This window comes from Arthrobacter sp. TE12231 (genome assembly GCF_054062895.1).
Map to the genome: position 1 here is coordinate 1633883 of NZ_JBSSFS010000001.1, position 21887 is coordinate 1655769.

Annotated in this window: 18 protein-coding genes; 14 read left to right on the forward strand and 4 right to left on the reverse strand. The window is 68.3% G+C overall.

Features of this window, described 5'->3' with window-relative positions:
- Window positions 1–5 precede the first annotated feature (5 nt).
- From ACVWYS_RS07410 to ACVWYS_RS07430, 5 genes are all read left to right on the forward strand, one after another.
- Window positions 6–2102 carry an FAD-dependent oxidoreductase gene (locus tag ACVWYS_RS07410; RefSeq protein WP_456509570.1) on the forward strand — a complete coding sequence of 699 codons (2097 nt, stop codon included), beginning with the start codon at window positions 6–8 and terminating at the stop codon, window positions 2100–2102.
- Complete coding sequence (locus ACVWYS_RS07415) at window positions 2099–3019, forward strand: sugar phosphate isomerase/epimerase family protein (protein ID WP_456509571.1); 921 nt, start codon at window positions 2099–2101, stop codon at window positions 3017–3019. Before ACVWYS_RS07410 ends, ACVWYS_RS07415 begins: the two co-directional genes overlap by 4 nt.
- Window positions 3016–3855, forward strand: coding sequence for an aldo/keto reductase (locus tag ACVWYS_RS07420; RefSeq protein ID WP_456509572.1), 840 nt, complete (start codon window positions 3016–3018; stop codon window positions 3853–3855). Before ACVWYS_RS07415 ends, ACVWYS_RS07420 begins: the two co-directional genes overlap by 4 nt.
- 12 nt (window positions 3856–3867) lie before the next feature.
- Entirely contained in the window at window positions 3868–5679 is a 1812-nt protein-coding gene (locus ACVWYS_RS07425) for an FAD-dependent oxidoreductase (protein WP_456509573.1), read from the forward strand.
- Between the two features lie 74 nt (window positions 5680–5753).
- Window positions 5754–6257: a mycothiol transferase gene (locus ACVWYS_RS07430; protein WP_344367534.1), complete on the forward strand. Its 504-nt coding sequence runs from the start codon at window positions 5754–5756 to the stop codon at window positions 6255–6257.
- A gap of 16 nt (window positions 6258–6273) precedes the next feature.
- Here the strand turns inward: ACVWYS_RS07430 and ACVWYS_RS07435 are convergent, their stop codons facing one another.
- Window positions 6274–6969, reverse strand: a complete 696-nt coding sequence (locus ACVWYS_RS07435; RefSeq protein WP_456508873.1) for a maleylpyruvate isomerase family mycothiol-dependent enzyme — start codon at window positions 6967–6969, stop codon at window positions 6274–6276.
- Window positions 6970–7137: 168 nt separating this feature from the next.
- On the opposite strand from ACVWYS_RS07435, the gene ACVWYS_RS07440 reads away from it, so the two are divergent.
- From ACVWYS_RS07440 to ACVWYS_RS07450, 3 genes are all read left to right on the forward strand, one after another.
- Window positions 7138–7956: a nuclease-related domain-containing protein gene (locus ACVWYS_RS07440; protein WP_456508874.1), complete on the forward strand. Its 819-nt coding sequence runs from the start codon at window positions 7138–7140 to the stop codon at window positions 7954–7956.
- 102 nt (window positions 7957–8058) lie between these two features.
- Window positions 8059–8697 (forward strand): hypothetical protein, encoded by a 639-nt coding sequence (locus ACVWYS_RS07445; protein WP_456508875.1) that lies wholly within the window; start codon window positions 8059–8061, stop codon window positions 8695–8697.
- A gap of 472 nt (window positions 8698–9169) precedes the next feature.
- Window positions 9170–12640, forward strand: coding sequence for a choice-of-anchor D domain-containing protein (locus tag ACVWYS_RS07450; protein ID WP_456508876.1), 3471 nt, complete (start codon window positions 9170–9172; stop codon window positions 12638–12640).
- Window positions 12641–12652: 12 nt separating this feature from the next.
- Here ACVWYS_RS07450 and ACVWYS_RS07455 read toward each other — a convergent pair whose 3' ends face one another.
- Window positions 12653–15217, reverse strand: a complete 2565-nt coding sequence (locus ACVWYS_RS07455; RefSeq protein ID WP_456509158.1) for an alpha/beta fold hydrolase — start codon at window positions 15215–15217, stop codon at window positions 12653–12655.
- Between ACVWYS_RS07455 and ACVWYS_RS07460 the strand changes: the two genes are divergently transcribed.
- The 5 genes from ACVWYS_RS07460 (at window position 15134) to ACVWYS_RS07480 (ending at window position 19432) form a co-directional block, all read left to right on the forward strand.
- Entirely contained in the window at window positions 15134–15880 is a 747-nt protein-coding gene (locus tag ACVWYS_RS07460) for a TetR/AcrR family transcriptional regulator (protein ID WP_456508877.1), read from the forward strand. The two genes, ACVWYS_RS07455 and ACVWYS_RS07460, sit on opposite strands and share 84 nt — an antisense overlap.
- A 58-nt stretch (window positions 15881–15938) precedes the next feature.
- Window positions 15939–16940: a zinc-binding dehydrogenase gene (locus ACVWYS_RS07465; protein WP_456508878.1), complete on the forward strand. Its 1002-nt coding sequence runs from the start codon at window positions 15939–15941 to the stop codon at window positions 16938–16940.
- Window positions 16941–17104: 164 nt separating this feature from the next.
- A complete protein-coding gene (locus ACVWYS_RS07470; RefSeq protein WP_456508879.1) occupies window positions 17105–17533 on the forward strand; it encodes a nuclear transport factor 2 family protein in 429 nt (142 codons plus the stop codon).
- A gap of 85 nt (window positions 17534–17618) precedes the next feature.
- Window positions 17619–18602, forward strand: coding sequence for a dienelactone hydrolase family protein (locus ACVWYS_RS07475; protein ID WP_456508880.1), 984 nt, complete (start codon window positions 17619–17621; stop codon window positions 18600–18602).
- Window positions 18603–18670: 68 nt separating this feature from the next.
- Window positions 18671–19432, forward strand: coding sequence for a glycoside hydrolase family 16 protein (locus ACVWYS_RS07480; protein WP_456508881.1), 762 nt, complete (start codon window positions 18671–18673; stop codon window positions 19430–19432).
- Between the two features lie 30 nt (window positions 19433–19462).
- Here the strand turns inward: ACVWYS_RS07480 and ACVWYS_RS07485 are convergent, their stop codons facing one another.
- Entirely contained in the window at window positions 19463–19726 is a 264-nt protein-coding gene (locus tag ACVWYS_RS07485) for a hypothetical protein (protein WP_456508882.1), read from the reverse strand.
- A gap of 323 nt (window positions 19727–20049) precedes the next feature.
- Between ACVWYS_RS07485 and ACVWYS_RS07490 the strand changes: the two genes are divergently transcribed.
- Window positions 20050–20703: an aspartate/glutamate racemase family protein gene (locus tag ACVWYS_RS07490; RefSeq protein ID WP_456508883.1), complete on the forward strand. Its 654-nt coding sequence runs from the start codon at window positions 20050–20052 to the stop codon at window positions 20701–20703.
- 16 nt (window positions 20704–20719) lie between these two features.
- Here ACVWYS_RS07490 and ACVWYS_RS07495 read toward each other — a convergent pair whose 3' ends face one another.
- On the reverse strand, window positions 20720–21883 hold the full coding sequence (locus ACVWYS_RS07495) for a glycoside hydrolase family 16 protein (protein ID WP_456508884.1): 1164 nt from the start codon (window positions 21881–21883) through the stop codon (window positions 20720–20722).
- Between the last annotated feature and the right edge of the window lie 4 nt (window positions 21884–21887).

Sequence of the window (21887 nt, forward strand, 5' to 3'; positions counted from 1 at the left end):
CAGTCATGGAACACAACACCCGCCGCGCCGCCCAAACCCTGAGCGCCCAGCCCCTGACGCTGGGCCGCAACGGCCGCACCCCGAAAACCCTCCGCAACCGCCTCGCCTCCGCCCCGATGGAGCGCAACTACGGCACCACCGAGGGCGCCATCACAGAGCAGTACATTGACTACCTCGTCACCCGGGCCAAGGCCGGCCTCGGCCTGGTCACCACGGAGGCCACCTTCGTCCGCGCCGACGGCAAGGGCCGCACCCACCAGCTGGGCCTGCATACGGATGCCGTGATTCCCGGGCTGCGCCGGCTCACCGACGCCCTGCACGCCGAGGGTGCGCTCGCCGCCGTCGAACTCAACCACGGAGGCCGTACCGCGCAGGCCGCCGTCTCCGGGTTCAAGAACCTGGCACCGTCGCCGGTCCCGTGCGCGACGGCGGGCGGGGAGGTTCCGCGGGAACTCACCGCCGCCGAGTGCTATGACCTCGCGGACGCCTACGCCCAGGCCGCCCGCCGGGCCGTGCAGGCAGGCTTCGATGTCATCAACATCCACGGAGCCCACGGCTACCTGATCCACCAGTTCATGTCGCCGATTTCCAACCACCGCACCGACGAGTTCGCCGCCCCCGAACGCTTCATGAACCTGGTCATCGACGCCGTACGGGCAGCTGTCCCGGACACGATCGTGGGCCTGCGCGTCTCGGTGGTGGAGGGTCCTGCCGAGGGAATCAGCGCCGAACAGCAGCTCGGGATCATCGCCAAGGCCCACCTGGAGCACCTGGACTTCCTGGACATCTCCGCCGGCAGCTACGAGGCCGGCGAATGGATCGTGCAGTCCGGCGAATGGAAGCCGGGCATCCTGGCCGACTACGCCAAGGCGTACCGCCCATTCGGGCTCCCACTTGGCATGGCCGGCCGGCTGAACTCCCCGGAGATCATCGAGGAGGTCCTCCGCGAGGGGACCTGCGACTTCGTCAGCCTGGCCCGCGCCATCCACGCCGACCCCGCCTTCGTGGGCGGCGTCCTGCGCGGCGACCGCTACCGGCCCTGCATTGCCTGCAACGTCTGCATCGACAACCTCGGACTTGGCCAGGTGACCTGCACGGTCAACCCGGCCGTGGGCCGATCCCGCGTCCCCGTCCCCACCCCCGCCGTCCGCGACGGCTCCCGCGTTGTGGTGGTCGGTGCCGGGCCCGCCGGCCTGACCGCCGCCCGCGAACTCGCCGAAGCCGGCGCCCACGTGACCGTGCTCGACGCCGCCGCCCGCCCCGGCGGTCAGTTCGCCCTGGCCGAACGCATGAAATCCACGCCGGACTTCCACCGCTTCGCCGAATGGTCGGCGGAGGAGAACGCGCGGCTCGGCATCGACGTCCGTCCGGGCACTCGCGTGGACACCGACGCCCTCGGCGAGCTGGTGCGTGACACCGCGGCAGACGCCGTCGTGATCGCCACCGGCGGGCTACGGCCGGCCGCCGGATTCCCCGGTGACGACTCCCCGAACGTCCTGGACGTCCGGGCGTGGCTCGCCGCCCACGCGGACATCCTCGACGGCAGCGCCGCCGCTCCGGAGGCCGTGACCATATGGGGCGCCGATTCCGTCGCCATGAGCGTTGCGGACACCCTTGCCGACCGCGGGACTGCGGTGCTCCTGGTGGGACCGCAGGAAATCATCGCCCCGGAATCGGGCCGCCGCGCCAAGGTCCTGGCCGTGCCCCGGCTGACCGCCAACCCCCGGGTGCGGATCCGCCTGGGCGCGGCCATTGAGGAGTACGACGGCGCCCGGGTCCGGATCAGCGGGCCGGGCCTTCCGGCCGGAGGCGAATGGCTGGCCGCTCCGGGACCTGTCCTGGTCTCACGCTCCGTGGTCCCGCTGGACGGCTCGGTCCCGGCCGACGTCCGGGACGCGCGACTGACCGGCACCGCCGGAGTGCCGGTGACCCTGGCCGGGACCGTCGTGGACCAGACGCCCGCGATCGCCTCCAACGCCGTCAAAAGCGGTTACGACGCAGCCCAGCGCATCGCCGCGCTCCTGACCCCCGGCACCACTGAGAGCCCTACCGAGAACACTACTGAGAACAACACGATGAGCCTGAACGGAGCAGCATCATGACCCACGGCACCCGGCGACCATTGGGGCTCGCCCAACTGTCCCTCCTGAACACCGCCCCGCCGCAACTGCTCGGCATCGCGGCTGCAGCAGGCTTCGACTTCATCGGAGCCCGGGTCCGTCCCGTGACTGCCGCCGAACGGCCCTACGACCTCCAGCCCGGCTCGCCGATGTTGCGGGAAACCCTGGCCCGGATGCGGGACACCGGCGTGAGTGTCCGTGACATCGAATTCCTGCTGCTGGACGGCACCGACCAGCGGGACGCCTGGCTGCGGATGATGGAAGCCGGGCAGGCCCTGGGGGCGGAATCCCTGACCGTCGCGGGAGCCGATCCGGACAGTACCCGGCTGGTCCACACGCTGGCCCGGATGACCGACGACGGCCGCGGTTTCGGAATCACCCCGACCCTTGAAGCGATCTCCTACCAGCCCGTGGCCTCGATCGCCCAGGCCGCGGACATTGCCCGGCAGGCCGGCTGCAGGATCGTGGTGGACACCCTGCACTTCAACCGGTTCAACGGCTTCACCTCTGTCAACTTGGTCAACTCTGTCAACGGCCGGGACGGCCGGGATGGCCGGGAAGCCGCGCAATGGGAGCACCTGCGCGCCAACGCAGACCTGGTGCCACTGCTGCAGCTGTGCGACGGGCCGGCCCGGCGGCCGGCCAGCCGCGAGGATCTCGTCACCGAATCCCGCTCGGAACGCGAGGTGCCCGGCGAAGGCGACTTCGACCTCGCCGCCGCCGTGGCCGCCCTCCCGGAGTCCCTCCCGCTGAGTGCGGAGACGCCGTCGGACCGCCGCGTAGCCGAACTCGGCGAACTTGGCTGGGCGCGCCGGCTCAAATCCGGCGTCGACACGGTGCTGGCGGCCGCCAGCACCCTGCGGGACGCGGAAATCCTCCAGGGGGCGGGGCCCCGATGACTGAAACCAGGGACGACACCACGACGGCGGAACTGGCCCCCGGCGTCCGCATCCCGCTCATCGGGCTGGGAACCTGGCCCCTGACCGGCGAGGATGCCGCGGCGGCCGTGGCCCAGGCGATCGGCAGCGGCTACCGGCACATCGACACGGCCGAGAACTACGCCAATGAGGCCGCCGTGGGGGAGGGGATCCGGCGCAGCGGGATCGAGCGCAGCCGGCTGTTCCTCACCACCAAGTTCAACACCGAATGGCACAGCCGGGACGGCGTGCGCGAGGCCTTCGGCCACGCCGTGAAGCGCCTCCGGACCGACTATCTGGACCTTTTCCTGGTGCACTGGCCCAACCCGGCGCAAGGTCGGTTCGTCGAGGCCTGCGAAGGACTTCAACGCCTGGTGGAGGAGGGCTCCATCCGGGCCTGGGGCGTGTCCAACTTCAAACCGGCCCACCTGCGGCTCGTTCAAGCCGCCCGGCTGAAGGTTCCGGTGAACCAGGTGCAGATCGACCCCGAACACGGTCAGCCCCGGCAGCTTGCCTACCACCGGGACCACAGCATACAGACCGCCGCCTACAGCCCGCTCGGCCGCAACGGCGCCTTCCTCAGCCACCCTGCCGTGACGGGCCCGGCCCGGGACCTCGGCAAGACCCCCGCCCAGATCGTGCTGCGCTGGCACGTTCAACACGACCGGGTGGCCGTGCCCAAGTCCGCAAGCCTTGACCGTCAGCGCGAAAACCTCGACGTCTTCACCTTCGCCCTGAGCCAGGACCAGCTCGACGCGATCGACGCACTCGACACCGGGGCGCCCCCGCGCCTGGACTCCGACACCTTCTTCCACTGAAAGAGAAACACCATGCCTGCACCCCTAAACGCCGATCGTGACCGCACCAGCCTGGACTGTGACGTCCTGGTGGTGGGCTCCGGAGCCGGCGGCCTGTCCGCCGCGGTCACGGCCGCCTACCACGGGCTGAAAGTCATTGTTGTTGAAAAGGCCGATGTCTGCGGCGGCGCCACCTCGTGGTCCGGCGGCTGGGCCTGGACCCCGGGGAACCCGCTGGCCAAGGCCGACGGCGTCAACGAGGACCGCGAACTCTTCCGCACCTACCTGCGCCACCGGCTGGGCGGGAACTACCGCGACGACAAGGTGGACGCGTTCCTTGAGGCAGTCCCGCACATGGTCGGCTTCTTCCACGACAAGACCAGCCTGCAGTTTGTCCCCGGCGCCAAAATCAAGGACATCTACGGCAGCACGCCCGGTGCCGGCACCGGGCACCGCTCGGTGGGGCCCAAGCCGTTCAACGCCCGGCGGATCAGGCCCGAGCTGCGCGCCAAGATGCGCCACCAGCTCTACGAGACCTCCTTCCTGGGCATGGGCATCATGGCCGGCCCGGACCTCACCAAGTTCCTCTCCGCCTCCCAGGGCAACGTCCAGGGACTCTTCCACGCCGGCTGGCGGGTGGGCCTGCACCTGCTGGATCTCCTGATCCACCGGCGCAACATGCAGCTGGTCAACGGCACCGCGCTCACCGGCCGGCTCATGAAATCCGCCGATGACCTCGGCGTGGACATCCGCGTCTCCACCCCCGCGAAACGCCTCATCACTGACGCTGCCGGCACAGTCACCGGAGCTGTGGTGAGCTCACCGGAAGGCGAGCTGCAGATCAACGCCGCCCGCGGCGTCGTGCTGGCCGCCGGCGGCTTCCCGAACGACGCCACCCGGCGCGCCGCGCTGTTCCCCAAGACCCCCACCGGGCGCGAGCACTGGACGCTGGCGCCGAAGGAAACCACCGGCGACGGCATCACCATGGCCCAGGCCGTGGGCGCCCGGTTCGACACCGACATGCAGTCCCCGGCCGCCTGGTGCCCGGTCTCCCTGGTCCCGTACCGCAACGGACGCACCGGGACGTTCCCGCACATCATGGACCGCGCCAAACCCGGCAGTATCGGCGTGCGGGCGGACGGACGCAGGTTCGTGAACGAGGCCAACGGCTACTACGACTACGTCGAGGGAATGCTCAACGCGACCCCGGACGGCGAACCCGTCGAAGCCTGGCAGATCGCCGACGCCGCGTTCGTGCGCAAGTTCCCGCTGGGCATGGCCAAGCCGCTTCCCGTGCCGCGCTTCCCCTACCTGCGCTCCGGCTACCTCAAGAAAGGCCGGACCATCGAGGAACTCGCCGTTGCCTGCGGCATCGACCCGGAAAGCCTCGCCAAGACCGTCGCAGACTTCAACAAGAACGCCCGCAAGGGCCTCGACCCCGACTTCGACCGCGGCGCGAGCGAATTCAACCGCTACGGCGGGGACCCGAAGAACACGCCCAACCCGTCGCTGCGGCCGCTCGAAAAGGGGCCGTTCTACGCGGTCAAGATCGTGCCGGGATCCTTCGGCACCTTCGCGGGACTCGCCGCCGACTCGCGCGCCCGGGTACTGGACACCGCCGGGAGGCCCATTGCCGGCCTCTACGTCGCCGGAAACGACCAGGCATCCGTCATGGGCGGCCACTACCCGGCCGGCGGCATCAACCTCGGACCGGCCCTGACGTTCGGCTACATCGCAGGCCGCGACCTCGCCAACGCGACACACTACGAAGACGACAGCAGCCTGGCCCCTGAGCGTACCGCGGGGGATGAGGAGCCCGCGGGCCACGTGACCGCCTCGGCGTAGGGCCGGCCCTACCCACCGCTGCGGCTTCCGTGCAAGCATGGGGACTCAGCGATGATGCACCGTGAGGGGACTCGATGAAATCCAACGAACTGCTCCTGGACGCCTTCGGCCGCATCCATGAGACCGTGGCCGCCGCGCTGGAAGGCGTCGACGACGAGACTCTGGTGCGCCGGCCGGCGGGTAACGGAAATTCGATGGCATGGCTGATCTGGCACCTCAGCCGGGTCGAAGACGCGCAACTCGCCTCCGCCGCAGGCCTGGAACAGGTCTGGACCTCGCAGGGGTTCGCCGGCAGATTCGACCTTCCGCTGCCCAAACGCGACACCGGCTACGGCCATTCGAGCAGCCAGGTCGACGCGGTGCGGGTTTCCCGGCAGTTGTTGTTCGACTACTACGACGCCGTTCACCGGCAGACCGTGGGGTTCCTGACGCCGCTCGGCGACGAGGACTTCGACCGCATCGTCGATACGCGATGGGACCCGCCCGTCACGCTTGGGGTGCGGCTGGTCAGCACGATTGCCGACTGCCTCCAGCACGTGGGGCAGGCGGCATATGCCAAGGGTTTGAATCCCGCCTAAGCCCGAACTCCGGGCCTCACGGCGTAAGCGGGCCCCGAAGGACGCGAAGGGCAACGGCGGCGTCACCTTCGATGATGGCAGTATCCTCGAGCCTGGATCGGCCCCAGAGGCCGAGGTACATCCCAACCGCCGGGGCCGTAATTGATGCCACGGCGGGACCCGGGCCCAGGGTCCAGCTCGCGGCCCCGGGCACGTGGAAGGTTACGGCCTTGTCCGGGGGCGTCATCCGGCCCAGTCGAAGCTGGCGCGGGGTGAACATCGTCAGGACCTCGGCGATCCCGTCGAGCATGAAGTCCTCGCCGGGAGCAGGGCTTTCCAGGCCCAGCGCCTGGCATGCGTCGATGAGGTGGATGGCGTGTTCGTGGGCTTGGCGTCGAAGCCAAAACCCGGCCGTGCGCGGCGGTGGTCCAAAAGTCCAGCACCGTGCCTCTGGATCAAGGGCCATGAGCGTCTCGAAGAAGGGTGCAACGCCGTCGAGGAACCAGGCTGCCGAACCCTCTGGCGGCGGGGCCGGTTCCGCAACGAACGTGCCCTCACGAACCACTGCGGCAGCCCACCGCTCAATTGAACCGAGATGCCCGAAAAGTTCCTCGAGAGTCCATCCGGCGCAGGCCGGAACGGAGCGGGCCAGCACGTCCACCGGCTGGCGGGCGAGCGTGCTGAGGCGGTCAAGAGAGCTGGCAAGCTCGGCCAGGTAGCGATCGGGGACCATGGGATGAGCCTAACGCGACACCCGGCGAGGGCCCCACGCGCGCTGCCTGGGACCGGGGCGTCATCCGCGCTGCCCGCAAGGATTGCGGCGCGCCGACGCTCCCTCCTCACGGTGTGGGCCTTGGACGCGTAGGCTGCCTCGCATGCGTCCCACACCACAGCCGCAGCCATGATCGCAGACCCCGCGCCTGCCCTGCTCACCGAGCGATTTGCGGCGCAGTCCGTGATCGAGGAACTCCTGGCAGTCCAGGCGCTCGTACCGCCGCGTTCGCGGCTCCGGCGGATATTCGGCGCCAGCCCGTTGAACGACGCCAGCTGGCCCTGGTACAAGGGTGCACTGGGCGAGATTACCGTGGGACGGATTCTGGCCGGGCTGGGGCCCGAATGGCTGGTGCTGCATGCCGTCCCGGTCGGCTCAGGCTGGTCGGACATCGATCACGTGCTTGTCGGTCCGGCCGGCGTTTTCACCCTCAACACCAAAAACCATGCGGATCAATCGATCTGGGTGGCAGGGCAGACCCTGATGGTGTCAGGAAAGAAGCAACGCCATCTCTCCAACGCCGCGCACGAGGCCGCCCGGGCCTCGAAGCTCCTCAGCACCGCAACGGGCGCGGCAGTCGAGGTGACCGGCGTCGTGGTGATCGTTGAACCCCGGCGGCTCACGGTTAGGGAGAAGCCGCGCCAGGTGATGGTGCTGAGCGAACGGCAGCTCCTGGGCTTTCTCCAGCGGCGCCACCCCGTCTTGAACGCTGAACAGGTACACGGCATCGCCGCCGCGGCCATGCAGCCCCGGACCTGGCACACGAAGCCGACGGCGCGCGGCAACCCTGATGAACTCAAGCGGAATTTCGCCGCCCTCCGGGACCTGGTGGATCAGGCACGACGGCGCCGGGTCGCCTGGGCGCTCGGCGTACCGGCCGTCGGCGTCCTGATGCTGACCGGAGGCCAGTGGGCCGCGGCGATCATGCACGCTTTGACCAACCGGTAGGGGAGACCCTCCAGCGCGGCGCTTGCGTCAGCAGTCCCGCGCGGCGACTTCTTCACAGCAGGAGCGTATCCTCGGCCTAACAGATTTGAAGGAGAACGCGTCATGGCTGACTGGCAGGACACCCTTCCGCTCTGGGCCGCCGCCTGGGCCGCCGTCCGCGGACAATCCTCAGCACCGGAGGGCTCCGGACTCGTCACCGCACCGGACACGGAGCCGGCCCCTCCGGAGTACATCTTCGCCTGGCCCGGAACCGACGCGGACCGCGCCGCAGAGACCGTCCGCGAGCATCCGGGGGCGGTCCTCACGCTGGTCACCGCGGAGTCCGGGGACGCGTTGGACTACGCCGCAGCCCGGGGCCTGGAACCTGTAGACCAGGCGGTGCTGCTCACTGCCCCCACGGGTGAGATGAACGCTGCTCCTGAATTACCCGAGAACGCCGAGCTGGCCCAGGCGCCCCTGGAGCGGTACGACGTCGTGGAAATATCCGTTTTCGACCACCCCGTTGCCGGCGGCCGTATCAGGATCGAGGAGGGCCTGGCCGTCATCGGCGGCCTGCAGACCCTCACGCCGGAATCCGCGAAAAGCCTTGAGCCGGCCGTTGTGGCGGCACTCGCGGACGAGGCCTATGTGCACGGCGCGGACACCCTCTACACAGTCCTCGCCCCGCACCGGGTGGCCGACTACACCGCCTCGGGGTGGACAGTGGCCGCCCATATCGTCCACCTCCGCGCACCCGAATGAACGACCGCCGTTGACGGCCCGAGTCGACGGACCTTAGCCCTGACCCCCGCATCACCGGGGCACATGATGAAACGACGAAAGCCGCTTCCACTGAGGTAGCGGCTTTCGTGCGATGGGCGAGGATCCGGGCCCAGCAAGTAGGCAGCCGGGTGGGCCCGCACGACGGGCAAGTAGCGCCCGCAAGAAAGCAAGAGTCACCCCGTGGAAGTCGAGTAGGCCTCACTCGCGCGCCGTTCCTGCCCGACTTCTAGGCTCCTGAGTACTGGGTTAATAAAGTCAATGTAGTGGTCAGAAACGGGTCTCAACCATGCATGATCAAACAGTACCTTCGGTGTTGTCCGGCCATTCCGCTGGCCGTTTGCGTGGTGGGCGAAGGGGCGAGGCGCCACATGCCCGGAAGGAACGGGCGGCGACGCTCCTGGCAAAGCAGTCCGTGCACCGCCCGTGGTCCCGACACGCATGGGCCGCCCTCGTGTCGGCCTCGCTCACACTGGCCGGGCTGACCGTCAGCGAGATCGCCGCTGCGGACGTCGGGACGATCTCCACCGATTCGCTGCGGACAGGCTGGGATAGAGACGAGCCAGGGCTTTCGCCGTCGGCGGTCGCATCATCGAACTTCGGCAAACTGTTCTCTGCAACCGTGGACGGGCAGGTCTACGCCCAGCCCCTTGTGGTCGGCGGCACCGTGATCGCCGCGACGGAAAACAATGCCGTCTACGGACTGGACAGCGCCACGGGTGCGAAGAAATGGACCCGCAAACTCGGGCCGGCGTGGCCGGTGTCGACCGTCAGTTGCGGTGACCTCACCCCCAATATCGGAATCACGTCGACGCCGGTCTATGACCCTGCCACGAAGAGCGTCTTCCTGCTGGCGAAGACAAACGACGGCGCAACCAAACAGCTCCCGCACTGGTACATGCATTCCCTCGACGCGGTCACAGGAGCGGAGCGGCCCGGATTTCCCGTCACCATCGAAGGCGCCCCGACGAACGACCCCACCCGCCCGTTCAACCCCATGACCGCGATGCAGCGGCCCGGGCTGCTGCTCCTGAACGGCGTGGTCTACGCCGGATTCGCCAGCCACTGCGACTACACCCCGTTCGTCGGCTACGTCGTCGGTGTGTCGACGGCCGGGCGGCAGACGACGATGTGGGCGACCGAATCCGGCAACGCCAACGCGGAGGGCGGCATCTGGCAGTCCGGCGGCGGACTGGTGTCCGACGGCCCCGGCCAGATCCTGCTCACCACCGGCAACGGCATCTCGCCGAAGGCCGGCCCGGGCACGAAGCCTCCCACTACCCTGGCGGAGTCGCTGGTCCGGCTCCGCGTCGGCACCGACGGCAACCTGAAGCCCACCGACTTCTTCAGCCCGGCGGACAACGCGAAACTGAACCGCAACGACGCCGATCTGGGGTCCGGTGCGCCGGTCGGGATACCGGACGGCTACGGCACAGCGGCGCACCCGCACCTGATGGCGCAAATCGGCAAAGGCGGCCAGTTGTACCTGCTGGACCGCGACAATCTGGGCGGCATGGCGCAAGGGCCGGGCGGAACTGACGCCGTCCTCGACAAGGCCGGTCCCTACAGCGGAGTATGGGGAAAGCCCGCGTTTCTCGGGACCAGCACCGGCGGATACCTCTACGTCGTCGAGAGCAACGGGTATCTCCGGGCCTTCAAACTCGTGCCAGGCGCCACCGGCGGCGTCAGCCTCGCCGCCGTCGGCACCTCCGCCGGAACCTTCGGGTTCAGTTCCGGTTCCCCGGTGGTGACGTCCTCCGGTACGGACGGCTCGTCCGCCTTGGTCTGGGTGGTCTACGTCAGCGGAGGCACCGGGGCAGACGCGGAACTGCGCGCCTACCGTGCACTCCCGGATAACACCGGGAACCTCCAGGAAGTGTTCAGTGCCCCTCTGGGTACGGGGGCCAAGTTCTCCTCCGTGGCCACTGACAAAGGCCGTGTGTATGTAGGTACCCGGGACGGGCACGTCCTGGGCTTCGGCGCTCCGACAACATCAGCGGTCGGGGCGAAGGACACCGACCTCGGCCAGGTCAAGGTTGGTTCCTCGGTGACCGGAAGCGTGACGATCACGGCGTCGCGGGCGGTAACGATCAACTCCATCACCGCCGGTGCCCCGTTCAAGGTCGGCACCACGCTCACGCTGCCCCGGAAGCTGTCCAAAGGGGCAAGCATGACGGTTCCCGTGACCTTCTCGCCGACGGTCGCGGGACAGGCCGATGGCACGCTCACCGTCAAAACCGCCGACGGCGAGACCGACCTCCTCGGCGTCCACGGCGTCGGCACGAAGGAGGGCCTGGGCGCGACCCCGGCCCTGGTCCAGTTCACCGACGTACCCACCAAGACGGTCAGCCGGCAGACGGTCAACATCGTCAATACCGGAACGACCGTCGTCAAGATCACCGGCGTCACCTTGCCGGTCAACGCACAGCTCAGCGTCGACCCGGCCACGGTGCCGGCCGTGGGTCAGACGATCCAGCCCCTGGCGTCGGTGGCCGTATCCATGATGTTCAGTCCCACGACGGCGACGCCGGTCACCGACTCGCTCGTCGTCGCCAGTGACCGCGGCAAGGTGACAGTCAAGGTAACCGCGACCGCCGTCGAAGGAGCGGCGCACCTGCAAATGCCGCGCTCGCTGGACTTCGGTGACGTCCCGGTCGGGACCTCGGCCACACGGGCGTTCCAGATACAGAACACCGGCAACGTGCCCATGACCATCACCAAGGCGAAGGCGCCGCAGGGAGCCTTCTCGACCACCACACCCATTGCCGAGGGACTGAAGATTCCCGCGGGTGAATCCGCATACCAGAGCGTGACCTTCACGCCGTCGGCCTTCGGCCAGGCCGGGACGACGGACACTTACTATCTGATCACCGCCGACGACGGCCAGGGCGCGCTGAAGGTGATGCTCACCGGGAACGGCACCGACGACCCGATTGCGGCCTACGCGTGGAAGACCAACGCAGGACGTCCGGGGTCAATCCTCGGCCGCTCGCTGACCCTGGAATACGACGTTGCAGGAGGGAAATGCCAGGACTATTTCCGAGGGATGATCTGCTGGTCGCCCAAGACCGGCGCACACGCGGTGGTCGGCGAGATCAGCAGCCGGTTCAGGGCCGCCGGCGGCGCAGCGGGCATCCTGGGCTTCCCGACGACCGATGAGCAGCTTTCCCCGGACGGAGCAGGGAAGTACAGCAACTTCTCCGGTTCGGGCGGCGCCTCGATCTACTGGTCGCCGACAACCGGGGCGCACTATGTCCTGGGTGCGATCCGGGCCAAGTGGAGGGCGCTGGGGGCTGAAACAGGAGCTCTGGGCTATCCGATCACCGACGAGAAGGGCACCCCGGACGGGGTGGGGCGGTACAACCACTTCTCGGGCGCTGGCGGGGCATCGATCTACTGGACACCGACGACCAAGGCGCACTCGGTGACAGGTGCGATCCGGGCCAAGTGGGCGTCCCTGGGCTGGGAAACGGGCCTGGGCTATCCGACCACGGACACGACCGGTTCTGCGGACGGCGCGGGGCGCTTCAACCACTTCTCCGGGGCCGGCGGAAACTCGATCTTCTGGTCGCCGGCCACCGGGGCGCACTTTGTCCTGGGTTCGATCCGGGCCAAGTGGGCGTCCCTGGGCTGGGAAACCGGCGCGCTGGGCTACCCGATCACGGACGAGAAGGGCACCCCGGACAAGAAGGGGCGGTACAACCACTTCTCCGGTTCGAACGGTTCGTCGATCTACTGGTCGCCGGCGACCGGGGCGCACAATGTCCAGGGTGTGATCCGGGCCAAATGGGCATCCCTCGGCTGGGAGACGAGCCGGTTGGGCTATCCGACCAGCGACCAGTATTTGATTTCCACCGGTCGGGTGTCGGAATTTGAATACGGCCGGCTTACCTGGAACTCGACCACCAAGAAAGTGATCGGTTAGCGGTCCGCGGCGTCAGTACAGGAACTCCCGGATCAGTCCGGCTGTCTCCCGGGCCCGTTCAATGTGTGGCATGTGTCCTGTCTGCTCGAACAGATGCGTTTGGGCCTCGGGCAACAATCTGCGGGCCTCGTCCAAGTGCCCGGCCGGCAGAATGAGATCGGAGTCGCCCCACAGGATCAGCACGGGCTTCCCTGCCGCGGCGACCTCGGCGATCAGGCGCGACCGCCACCTCGGCCGGATCCCCCTGAACGTGCCAAGATCGCAGGCCACTTCGCGGAAAGCCCGCATGGCGCCCCGCTGCGAACCGCGGGCCACGCTCGCGGCAATGCGCTCCTGCGAAACGAAGGAACGGTTCACAAAGAGCGCCCGCTCCGTCCGGTACGCGGCCTTCGGCGAGGGCCGCAGGAGCAGCCGGCCGAGCACGGGCACCGCGATCAGCCGCAGCGCCGGGGTCACGGTCGCGCCGAATCCGGCGCTGTTGATCAGCACGAGGCGGCGCACCTTCTCCGGGCGCAGCACCGACAAGCGCATCGCGACGGCGCCCCCGAGCGAGTTGCCGACGACGTCGACGGCCCCCAACTCCTCTTCAGCGTCCAGGGCGTCCAGGAACCGGGAGACCCACGCGGCCAGGACGTCGAGCGTGTGCCGTCCGCGCAACGCCGTCGAGCCGCCAAACCCGGCGAGATCCACGCTGATCACCCGATGGCCGGCCCCCAGCAGCGTGTGCTGCTCATCCCAGTCCGCAAGGCTCCGGCCGATGCCATGGAGCAACAGGACCGGGGACCCGGTACCGGTGTCGCGGTAGGAGACCGGGCGGCCGTCCACGGCGATGCTCCGCGGTGCCGCCAGCACCGGGTCCGCACTCACAACGCCGCCAACGTGCGGGGTTTCCTTGAACGAGCCGCTGCGCCGTGTCCACTGAACAGCACGTCCGCTGAACAGCAAGCCGTTGCCGTGCAGCCGGCTCAGCCGGAACATCCTGACGTCCCGGGGGTAGTTCTGGTGCAGCCGCCACGGCGCGTGCGCGCCTTGTTTTGGCATCTGGTCGATGCCGCGGCGGATGTAGCCGGAGGTAAGGTCGATCAGCGGCCTGAGTTCGCCGACGTCGGGCGGGGCCACCGGCGTCACAGTGGTGTGACCGCTCCGGTCAAGGTGGCGCAGGATCCGGGCCACGTAGTGCACCACGAGATCGATCTTGAGGGTCCAGGACGCGTTCGTGTAGCCGATCGCGAAGGCCAGGTTCGGCACGTCGGCCAGCATCATGCCCTGATAGGTGACCTTCGTTGCCGGGTCCACCGGGACGCCGTCGACGCTGAGGGCCATGCCGCCGAAGAGCAGCAGATTCAGGCCGGTGGCCGTCACCACGACGTCGGCGGCCAGTTCCGCGCCGGAGGCAAGCCGGATCCCCGCCGGCGTGAGGGTCTCGATCGTGTCGGTAGCGACGTCGGCGCGGCCGGAGCGAATGGCCTTGAAGAGGTCGCCGTTCGGCACGATGCACAGCCGCTCGTCCCAGGGGTTGTACTTCGGCTGGAAGTGCTTCTCGACGTCGTAACCGTCGGGCAGGCGCTTCGTGACCTGGTGGCGCAGGATGCTCTTCATCTTTTCCGGACTCCGCCTGCTGATCTGGTAGCTCAGCAGCGCCCGCGCGATCCCCTTCCAACGCGAGACGACGCCGGCCAGGCGCCGGGGGACATGCCGGGATACGAGGGTGTCGAAACCGTCGTCGGTGTCCGGGAGGACGGCCATGTAGCCGGGGGAGCGCTGCAGCATGGTGACGTGCTCCGCGGTGGCTGCCAGCGCGGGAACGAGGGTGACGGCCGTGGCCCCGCTGCCGATCACGACGATCCGCTTGCCGGTCGCGTCGAAGTCCGCCGGCCAGTGCTGCGGGTGGATGATCTCGCCGGTGAAGCTGTCCTGGCCCGGGAACGTCGGGCTGTAGCCCTCGTCGTAGCGGTAGTAGCCCGAGCAGATGAAAAGGAACGAGCTCGTGAAGGTGACCGGCGCCTCGGCGCCGCGGCCGACCTCGACCGTCCACAACGAGGTTTCGGAGGACCAATCGGCCCTCACCACGCGGTGACCGTAGCGGATCAGGCGGTCAACGCCGTAGGCCGAAGCAGTTTCGCGCACGTACTGCAGGATGGACGCGCCCGGGGCGATCGACGTCGACGTCTCCCACGGACGGAACGGATAGCCGAGCGTGAACATGTCGCTGTCCGAGCGGACCCCCGGGTAGCGAAAGAGATCCCAGGTGCCGCCGCTGGATTCGCGGGCCTCGAGGATCGCCATCGATTTCGACGGGAACGCTGTGGTCAGGCGGCATGCAGCGCCGATGCCGGAGAGCCCGGCTCCGACGATGAGGACGTCGAGATGTTCGGCGATGATGGTGCTCCCTGGTAGTTGCGCGGCCGATGGGTGCCGCCCCGATTTCCCGCAGTCTATGAACAGGGTGTTGATGAAGTCAACACCCTGTCGAGAGGGTGCTACGCTGACCGCATGAACCCAGCATCCGCCGCAGAAACTGCGCCGCCGTCGTCCGGACCGGCGGCGGCGAAGGCCGCGCCCGACGACGCCGCACAGGGCGTTCCGAACCGGGGACGCCGGGCGGCCAGGCTGTCCGGCGACGAACGCCAGCGGGCCATCCTGGTCGCGGCCGAGCGGCTGCTCGGCGAAAAGGACTTTGCGGACGTCACGATCGACGACCTCGCCCGGGGCGCCGGCATCTCCCGTCCGACGTTTTACTTCTATTTCGCTTCGAAGCAGGCTGTTCTGCTGACCCTCCTGGACCAGGTGGCGCACGAGGCCGAGAAGCGCACGGCCGATGTCTTCAGCGACCTCAGCGCGGCACCGTCGGCCGCCTGGCGGAAGGCAATCGAAGCCTTCGCCGGGACGTTCGCGGCGCATCGGGGGGTCTCGGTGGCCGCTGCGGCCGCGCGTTCCTCGGAACCCGAACTCGCTGCCGAGTGGGCCACGCTGACGAACCGCTGGATCGACGCCACAGCGGCGGCGATCGGTGCTGAACGCGACCGCGGCGCTTCTCCCGCCGGACCGGAGCCGCGGCTGCTCGCCAGCGCGCTCAATCTGCTCAACGAGCGCGTCATCACGGCGGCGCTGACCGGGCTCGAGCCGACGGGACCGGCGCTTCGGGCACCAGCCCTCCCGGGCGTCGTTGAGGACACCATTGAGACCTTGCTCCACATCTGGCTCACCAGCATCTACGGAGCGGTGCCGGCTGACCCTTAGGAATGCCTACGCCGGAGGAAACTCCACTCACGCACTGCCGCTTTTCGAAGGAGAGATCATGCTCGCAGGCCGACTCGACGTTGGGACCGCCACGTTCGCGGTTGAGGAAGTACCGGAGCCTGAGGCCGGCCCCGGACAGGTACGGATCGCCGTCGCCGCGGCAGGCGTCTGCCTCTCTGACGTCCACCTCATCGAAGGAATGCTCAAGCCGCAGTACCTCCGCGGCGATACCGTGACCCTCGGGCACGAAGTCGCCGGGGTGATCGACCAGCTCGGCGACGGCGTGGAGGGGTTGCGGCTCGGCCAACGGGTGCTCCTCCATGCCGGCGAGGAGCGCGGCGGCACCGTTCTGACCCGCGGCGTGGACTACGACGGCGGATGGGCGGAGTACGCAGTCGCTTCGGCCGGAACTGTTGTTCCGCTGCCGGACAGCCTCCCCTTTGAACAGGCCTGCTTCATCCCCGACGCCGTTTCGACGCCGTGGGCGGCCATCACCTCGACGGCCAGGATCCAGCCGGGCAAGCCGGCCGGGATCTGGGGTGTGGGCGGTCTCGGTGCCCACGCGGTGCAGCTGCTCCGGCTCGTGGGCGCCGCTCCGATCATCGCCGTCGACCCGCTCGAAGCGGCCCGCGCCCGGGCCCTCGATTTCGGCGCCGACGTCGCCCTTGACCCCAACGACGCCGGATTCACGGCCGCCATGAGGGCGGCGACGCGCGGCCGCGGACTCGCCACGGCGTTCGACTTCGCCGGGGTGCCGGCCGTCAGGGAGCAGGCGGCGGGATCGCTGGGCGCCGGCGGAAAGATGGTGCTCGTGGGTCTGGCGGATCAACCCCTGCACGTGAGCAACGGGACTCTCTTCAGCTACCTCCGCCAGCAGATTCTCGGGCACTACGGTTCGGCCCCCGCCGACGTGGCCGATCTCGTCTCGCTCTACGAACTGGGCCGGATCGAGTTCTCCCGCTCCGTGAGCCGCATCATGCCGCTCGCCGACGCCGCCGAAGCCGTGCGGATGCTCAGCGAGAAGGACGGCAACCCGATTCGGATCGTGCTCAAGCCATAGCGGCTTCCGGTGACGTGGCGGTCTGGAAGCGGGAAGTCCCGGGGCGTAGATTGAAGCTCGGGGCACGCCGATTTCCGGGCACAGTCCCGACCAACAACGTGGCAGGGCGCAACGCCGCGCACGAGCATATGCGCAAGCCCCCTGCCGCGGGGAGGAGCGATCACATGAGCGAAGTCATCCAACGCCTGCTGGCTGCGATGAATGCCCACGACCTCGAGGCAGCAGCCGCGTTGTTCCATGAGTCCTACAAGAGCGTGCAACCGGCCCACCCGGCCAGGGCCTTCGTGGGAAGGCGGCAGATGCACGCCAACTGGGCAGCGATGTTCGCTGGCATTCCGGATTTTCACGCCGAGGTGATCAGCTCGGCGGACCACGGCAACACCGCGTGGAACGAATGGACCTGGGCCGGCACCCGCAGCGACGGACGGCCCTTCGACATGCGTGGTGTGACGATCTTCGAGGTCGAGGACGGCCTCATAACAGGCGGACGGCTGTACATGGAAGAGCTTGAACGAGAAAACGTGGGGATCGCCGAGACGGTGCAGTCGTTGGCGGGGCGCCGGCCGGATCAGCCCGCGCGGCCCGCGGACTGATAGGGCTGGCCTCATGACGAGCCGCATCACTTGCCGGGAGTCGGCCTTCGGAGGAGGATGAACGGCAAAGTCCAGGAGGTCCATCATGATCCAGCTTGGCAAGTTTGAGAAGTATCTGATTGAGGAATTCTTCGACGACTACCGCGCCGGCGCCATGAGCCAAGGCACGTTCACGCGCCGGGTGGCGTTCATTACAGGCAGCATGGCGACAGCCTCGGCAGCGATGCTCCTGGTCGGCTGCACGCCCGACGAAGTTCCTCGCAGCAAGGACCCCATGCCGACGCCGGCTACGTCCTCGGCCGGGCCGGGGCAAGGGACACGTGCGTCGTCCGCGGGTGCGGTACCGGGGGCCAAGAGTCCGTTGTCCGTCCCCGAGGGAGCGGCCGGACTCACGACGGCCATGGTGCGGTTCACCGCTGGCGGCACAGATATCAGCGGCTACCTTGCGCGGCCGGATCATGGACCGGCCGGCCCGGCCGTGCTGGTCTGCCACGAGAACCGCGGGCTGACCCCGCATATCCACGATGTGGCGCGCCGCTTCGCCAAGGCCGGGTATGCGGCACTGGCCCTGGACCTGCTGAGCCGGGAAGGCGGAACTGCGAGCATGGACCCGGACGCTGTCCCTGGAGCGCTGATCCAGGCCGGAGCCCGGCGGCACGTCTCCGACTTCGCCGCGGCCTTCGATTATCTGGCAGCCCAGAACTTCGTCGACCAGGGCCGGATCGCCATGAACGGTTTCTGCTTTGGCGGGGGAATCACCTGGCAGGCGGCGACGGCGCTCCCGGGTTTGAAGGCTACGTCCGCGTTCTACGGACCCGCGCCCGATCTGGACAAGGTGGCGGCCATCAAGGCGGCCGTCTTTGGTGTCTACGCCGAACTGGACCAGCGGATCACCGGCGCCATGCCGGCGCTCCGGGATGCCCTGGCCAAAACCGAGGTCCGGCATGAGCTCAAGGTTTATCCCGGTGTGGACCACGCCTTCCACAATGACACGGGGGAGCGTTACAACCGGGAGCAGGCCACCGCCGCGTGGAACGACACCCTGGCCTGGTTCGGCAAGTATGTCTAAAAAAGGGCATGGCTGGCTCAGCCTGTCATCATTCCAGACTCCAGCTATCGCAGACACCAGGAGGCCCGATGTTGGCAAAGCGCACGGTTGCGGTATTGACCGCGGCAGGCACGTTGGCCCTGAGCGGGTGCGGCGCCGCGCCCGCCCTCGAGCGGTCGGCCGCCGTGACGGCAGTATCCGACGGGATCCAAGCCGCCGTCGTCCGTGGCTGGGGGCCGGTGGTGGCGGGCGATGAGTTCAGCTACGCCGGGGCCCCGGACCCCGCTAAATGGAAGGTCTACGACGGCCCCGGGCACGCGGGCAAGGGGATCCGGAGTCCGAAGGCCTGGGCCGTAGGCGGCGGCGTGGTGACCGTCAGCGGCGACGCTGCGGGCACCACGGGCGGCATGTCCGCAAAGTTTGCCCAGCAGAAGTACGGCCGCTGGGAAGCGCGGATGAGGACCAATGCGCGGGACACGCAATACCATCCCGTCGTGATGCTGTGGCCGAACAACAACATATCGCCCACCTGCGCCGAAGTTGACTATGCGGAAGGCACCGCGGACACCACCAAGATCAAGTTCAACCTGCACCACGCGTGCAGCGGCCCGAACTTCCAGACCCGGGCCGCACGGACGATGGACACGACCCAGTGGCACAACTATGCCGTGGAGTGGACTCCCGCCGGGATCACCGGATACCTCGATGGGCTGCTGTGGTTCAGCGACACGAACCCGGCGCATCAGCCCACCGTGGGGATGCACCAATCCGTGCAGCTTGACTGGTTCCCTAACGGGAATCCCACCCATCCGAGCCAGATGCAGGTCGACTGGATCCGCGTCTACAAGTGAGGTCCCGTACGTGAGCCGGTGAAGCCGCGCTTACTCTCCGACGGCAGCCTTCAAGGCGGCAAGGTGTTCCACCAACGCCCGTTCCGGGTGTCCGGGATGGGCGTCAAGTTGCCGGCGGAGCAGTTCCCGGGCCCGGTCGTGCTCCGGCGCGGTGTCGGCGAGCACGGCTTCGATGATTCTGGCGGCCTGATGTCGGATTCCGGCCGCACCTGAGGCATGCTCTGCGCCGAATGCCAGGTCATCGCGATCCTGGTCTTCCTGGAGTCCTGGAGTGGACGACGGCTCCACCGACATGGGCTATTCCTTTGGTCAACGTTCCGGCTGAGCCCGGAACCGGTGTTCCGACTTCCCCCCATCCCGGGTATGGGACCCGGATCCGAAGGCGGACCACCGAGACACACCATACAACGGCGCCGGACGCGCTTGCCCAGTGCTAGCGAAGTTTTTGCCAAGCTGATGCACAAGTTACGGCGTCGAGGCCTTGAGCGGCCCCGCATCCGCGATCGCCACCTCCAAAATTCCCGGCACCGCGTGCATTGGTCATCTCCCCGAAAACACATGGAAATACTCGCCGGGTAGCCTCGCAGCAAGGTATCCGTTCGGAAAGGTAGTGCGTCATGCGTGTTGGACTGATCCGGGTAATGACGACGTCGGACCGCCGCCTGCTCCACGCCCACGGCAAACTCCTGCAGGAAGCATTCGGATTCACCGTCACCTCCCGCTGTATTCCGGACCAGCCGTCCGGCGTCTACGATCAGGCGTCGCTCGAGTCTGCGGCTCCCAAGGTGGTCCAGTTGGCGCAGGAAATGGCCGGGGAGGCCGACGCCCTGATTATCAGTTGCACGTCGGACCCGGGGCTGGCCGCAACCCGGGCAGCCGTGGATATCCCGGTCATCGGGGCGGGAGCCGCAGCCGCGGCCGCCGCGCTGACGTTCGGCGGAAGGATCGGGGTCCTGGGACTGGGCGCCCATGTGCCGGGCCCGATCGCGGAGTCGCTGGGCGACCGCATGCTGCTCATTGACGGCGAAGGGCGGCGCGAAACGCCCGATGCGTTCCTGATGCCCGCCGGGATTTTCGATGCCCTCGCCGCGGCCCACATGCTGGTTGATGCCGGCGCCGACGTCATTGTCCAAGCGAGCACGGGCCTGAGCAGCATCGGCATGGCGGACGTGCTCCGCCGCCGGCTCGGGGTGCCGGTTATCGACGCCGTGACGGCGGCCGGCTCCATGCTCGTCTCAGCGGTGTTTGCCCGCGAAGTCCAGAAGGTTTGAAGCCGGCGACCGAGGCCTACTTGTAGACGCGGACCCAGTCGACCTGCATCTGTGAAGGCTTGGTGGCTGATCCGTCAGGGAACCAGTCCAACTGCAGCGTCTGGTGCATGCCCACGGAGGGCAGGTGCGCCGGGTTCGTGTCGGAGAAGGTCTTCACGCCGTCGATGTAGCCGGTGATGCCGCCAGGAGTCCACTCGACGGCATAGTTGTGCCACTGGGTGGTGTCGATGGTCGTGGCCGCCGTGGTCTGGAAGTTCGAGCCGCTGCAGGCATAGTGCAGGAAGAACTTGATCTGGGCGGTGTTGGTGCTGCCCTCGGCGTAGTCGATCTCGGCGCAGTTGGGGGAGGTGTTGTTGTTCGGCCACAGGATCAGCACAGGATGGTACTTCGGGTCCCGGGCGTTGGTCCGCATGCGGGTCTCCCACTTGCCGTACTTTTGCTGCGCAAATTTGGCCGACATGCCGCCCGTGGTGCCGGCCGAGTTACCGCTGACTGTGGCCACGCCGTTGGCAACTGACCACGCCTGCGGGCTGCGCAGGCCCTTTCCGGCATGTCCGGTTCCGTTGAAGACGCTCCACTTGGTGGAGTCCGGGGCGCCCGTGTTGGAGAACTCGTCGCCCGCGACAACCGCACCCCAGCCCCGGGTCGTGGCGGCCTGCGAACCGTCGCCGGTGGCGGCGACGGCGGCTTGGGCGGAAACGGGCGCGGCGGCCGGCGTGACCGACGTCGAACCCGTGGCGGCTGCCGCCGGAGCGGCACCCCCTGCGCCCGGATCGACCGGTGCGGCTGCGGGTGTGGCAGGGACTGCCGGCGCCGCCACGATTCCGGGATCTGCCGCTGTAGTGGCCGACCCGCCGACCGGCTTCAGCGCAGACCCGGTGGCCGGCGCCTTACTCGCTGCGGCCGCCGACGGCGTCGACGCCACGGCGGGATGTGAGGCCTCGCTGGCCGGGGAAAGGGCTGCGGCTCCTGCCGTGGGAGCAGCGCCGCACCCGGTCAGGGACAGTGCGCCCATGGTCAGCGCAATGGCGATTTTGTTGAAGTGTGTCGTCTTGAACTGTGCTTCTTTGGACGGTGCATCTTTGGACGGTGATTTCGTGAACAACGGACCCCTCCGGGCTTGGTGACTGGCGCACACAACCGTCGCTGCCAGGGCGGCGGCCAGTGCGGGAAGCTTCATCCGG

Bases quoted from the DNA above. Each gene is read 5' to 3' on its own strand.
- ACVWYS_RS07410 (WP_456509570.1), top strand. From the start codon at position 6: ATGGAACACAACACCCGCCGCGCCGCCCAAACCCTGAGCGCCCAGCCC.
- ACVWYS_RS07415 (WP_456509571.1), top strand. From the start codon at position 2,099: ATGACCCACGGCACCCGGCGACCATTGGGGCTCGCCCAACTGTCCCTC.
- ACVWYS_RS07420 (WP_456509572.1), top strand. From the start codon at position 3,016: ATGACTGAAACCAGGGACGACACCACGACGGCGGAACTGGCCCCCGGC.
- ACVWYS_RS07425 (WP_456509573.1), top strand. From the start codon at position 3,868: ATGCCTGCACCCCTAAACGCCGATCGTGACCGCACCAGCCTGGACTGT.
- ACVWYS_RS07430 (WP_344367534.1), top strand. From the start codon at position 5,754: ATGAAATCCAACGAACTGCTCCTGGACGCCTTCGGCCGCATCCATGAG.
- ACVWYS_RS07435 (WP_456508873.1), bottom strand. From the start codon at position 6,969: ATGGTCCCCGATCGCTACCTGGCCGAGCTTGCCAGCTCTCTTGACCGC.
- ACVWYS_RS07440 (WP_456508874.1), top strand. From the start codon at position 7,138: ATGATCGCAGACCCCGCGCCTGCCCTGCTCACCGAGCGATTTGCGGCG.
- ACVWYS_RS07445 (WP_456508875.1), top strand. From the start codon at position 8,059: ATGGCTGACTGGCAGGACACCCTTCCGCTCTGGGCCGCCGCCTGGGCC.
- ACVWYS_RS07460 (WP_456508877.1), top strand. From the start codon at position 15,134: ATGAACCCAGCATCCGCCGCAGAAACTGCGCCGCCGTCGTCCGGACCG.
- ACVWYS_RS07465 (WP_456508878.1), top strand. From the start codon at position 15,939: ATGCTCGCAGGCCGACTCGACGTTGGGACCGCCACGTTCGCGGTTGAG.
- ACVWYS_RS07470 (WP_456508879.1), top strand. From the start codon at position 17,105: ATGAGCGAAGTCATCCAACGCCTGCTGGCTGCGATGAATGCCCACGAC.
- ACVWYS_RS07475 (WP_456508880.1), top strand. From the start codon at position 17,619: ATGATCCAGCTTGGCAAGTTTGAGAAGTATCTGATTGAGGAATTCTTC.
- ACVWYS_RS07480 (WP_456508881.1), top strand. From the start codon at position 18,671: ATGTTGGCAAAGCGCACGGTTGCGGTATTGACCGCGGCAGGCACGTTG.
- ACVWYS_RS07485 (WP_456508882.1), bottom strand. From the start codon at position 19,726: ATGTCGGTGGAGCCGTCGTCCACTCCAGGACTCCAGGAAGACCAGGAT.
- ACVWYS_RS07490 (WP_456508883.1), top strand. From the start codon at position 20,050: ATGCGTGTTGGACTGATCCGGGTAATGACGACGTCGGACCGCCGCCTG.
- ACVWYS_RS07495 (WP_456508884.1), bottom strand. From the start codon at position 21,883: ATGAAGCTTCCCGCACTGGCCGCCGCCCTGGCAGCGACGGTTGTGTGC.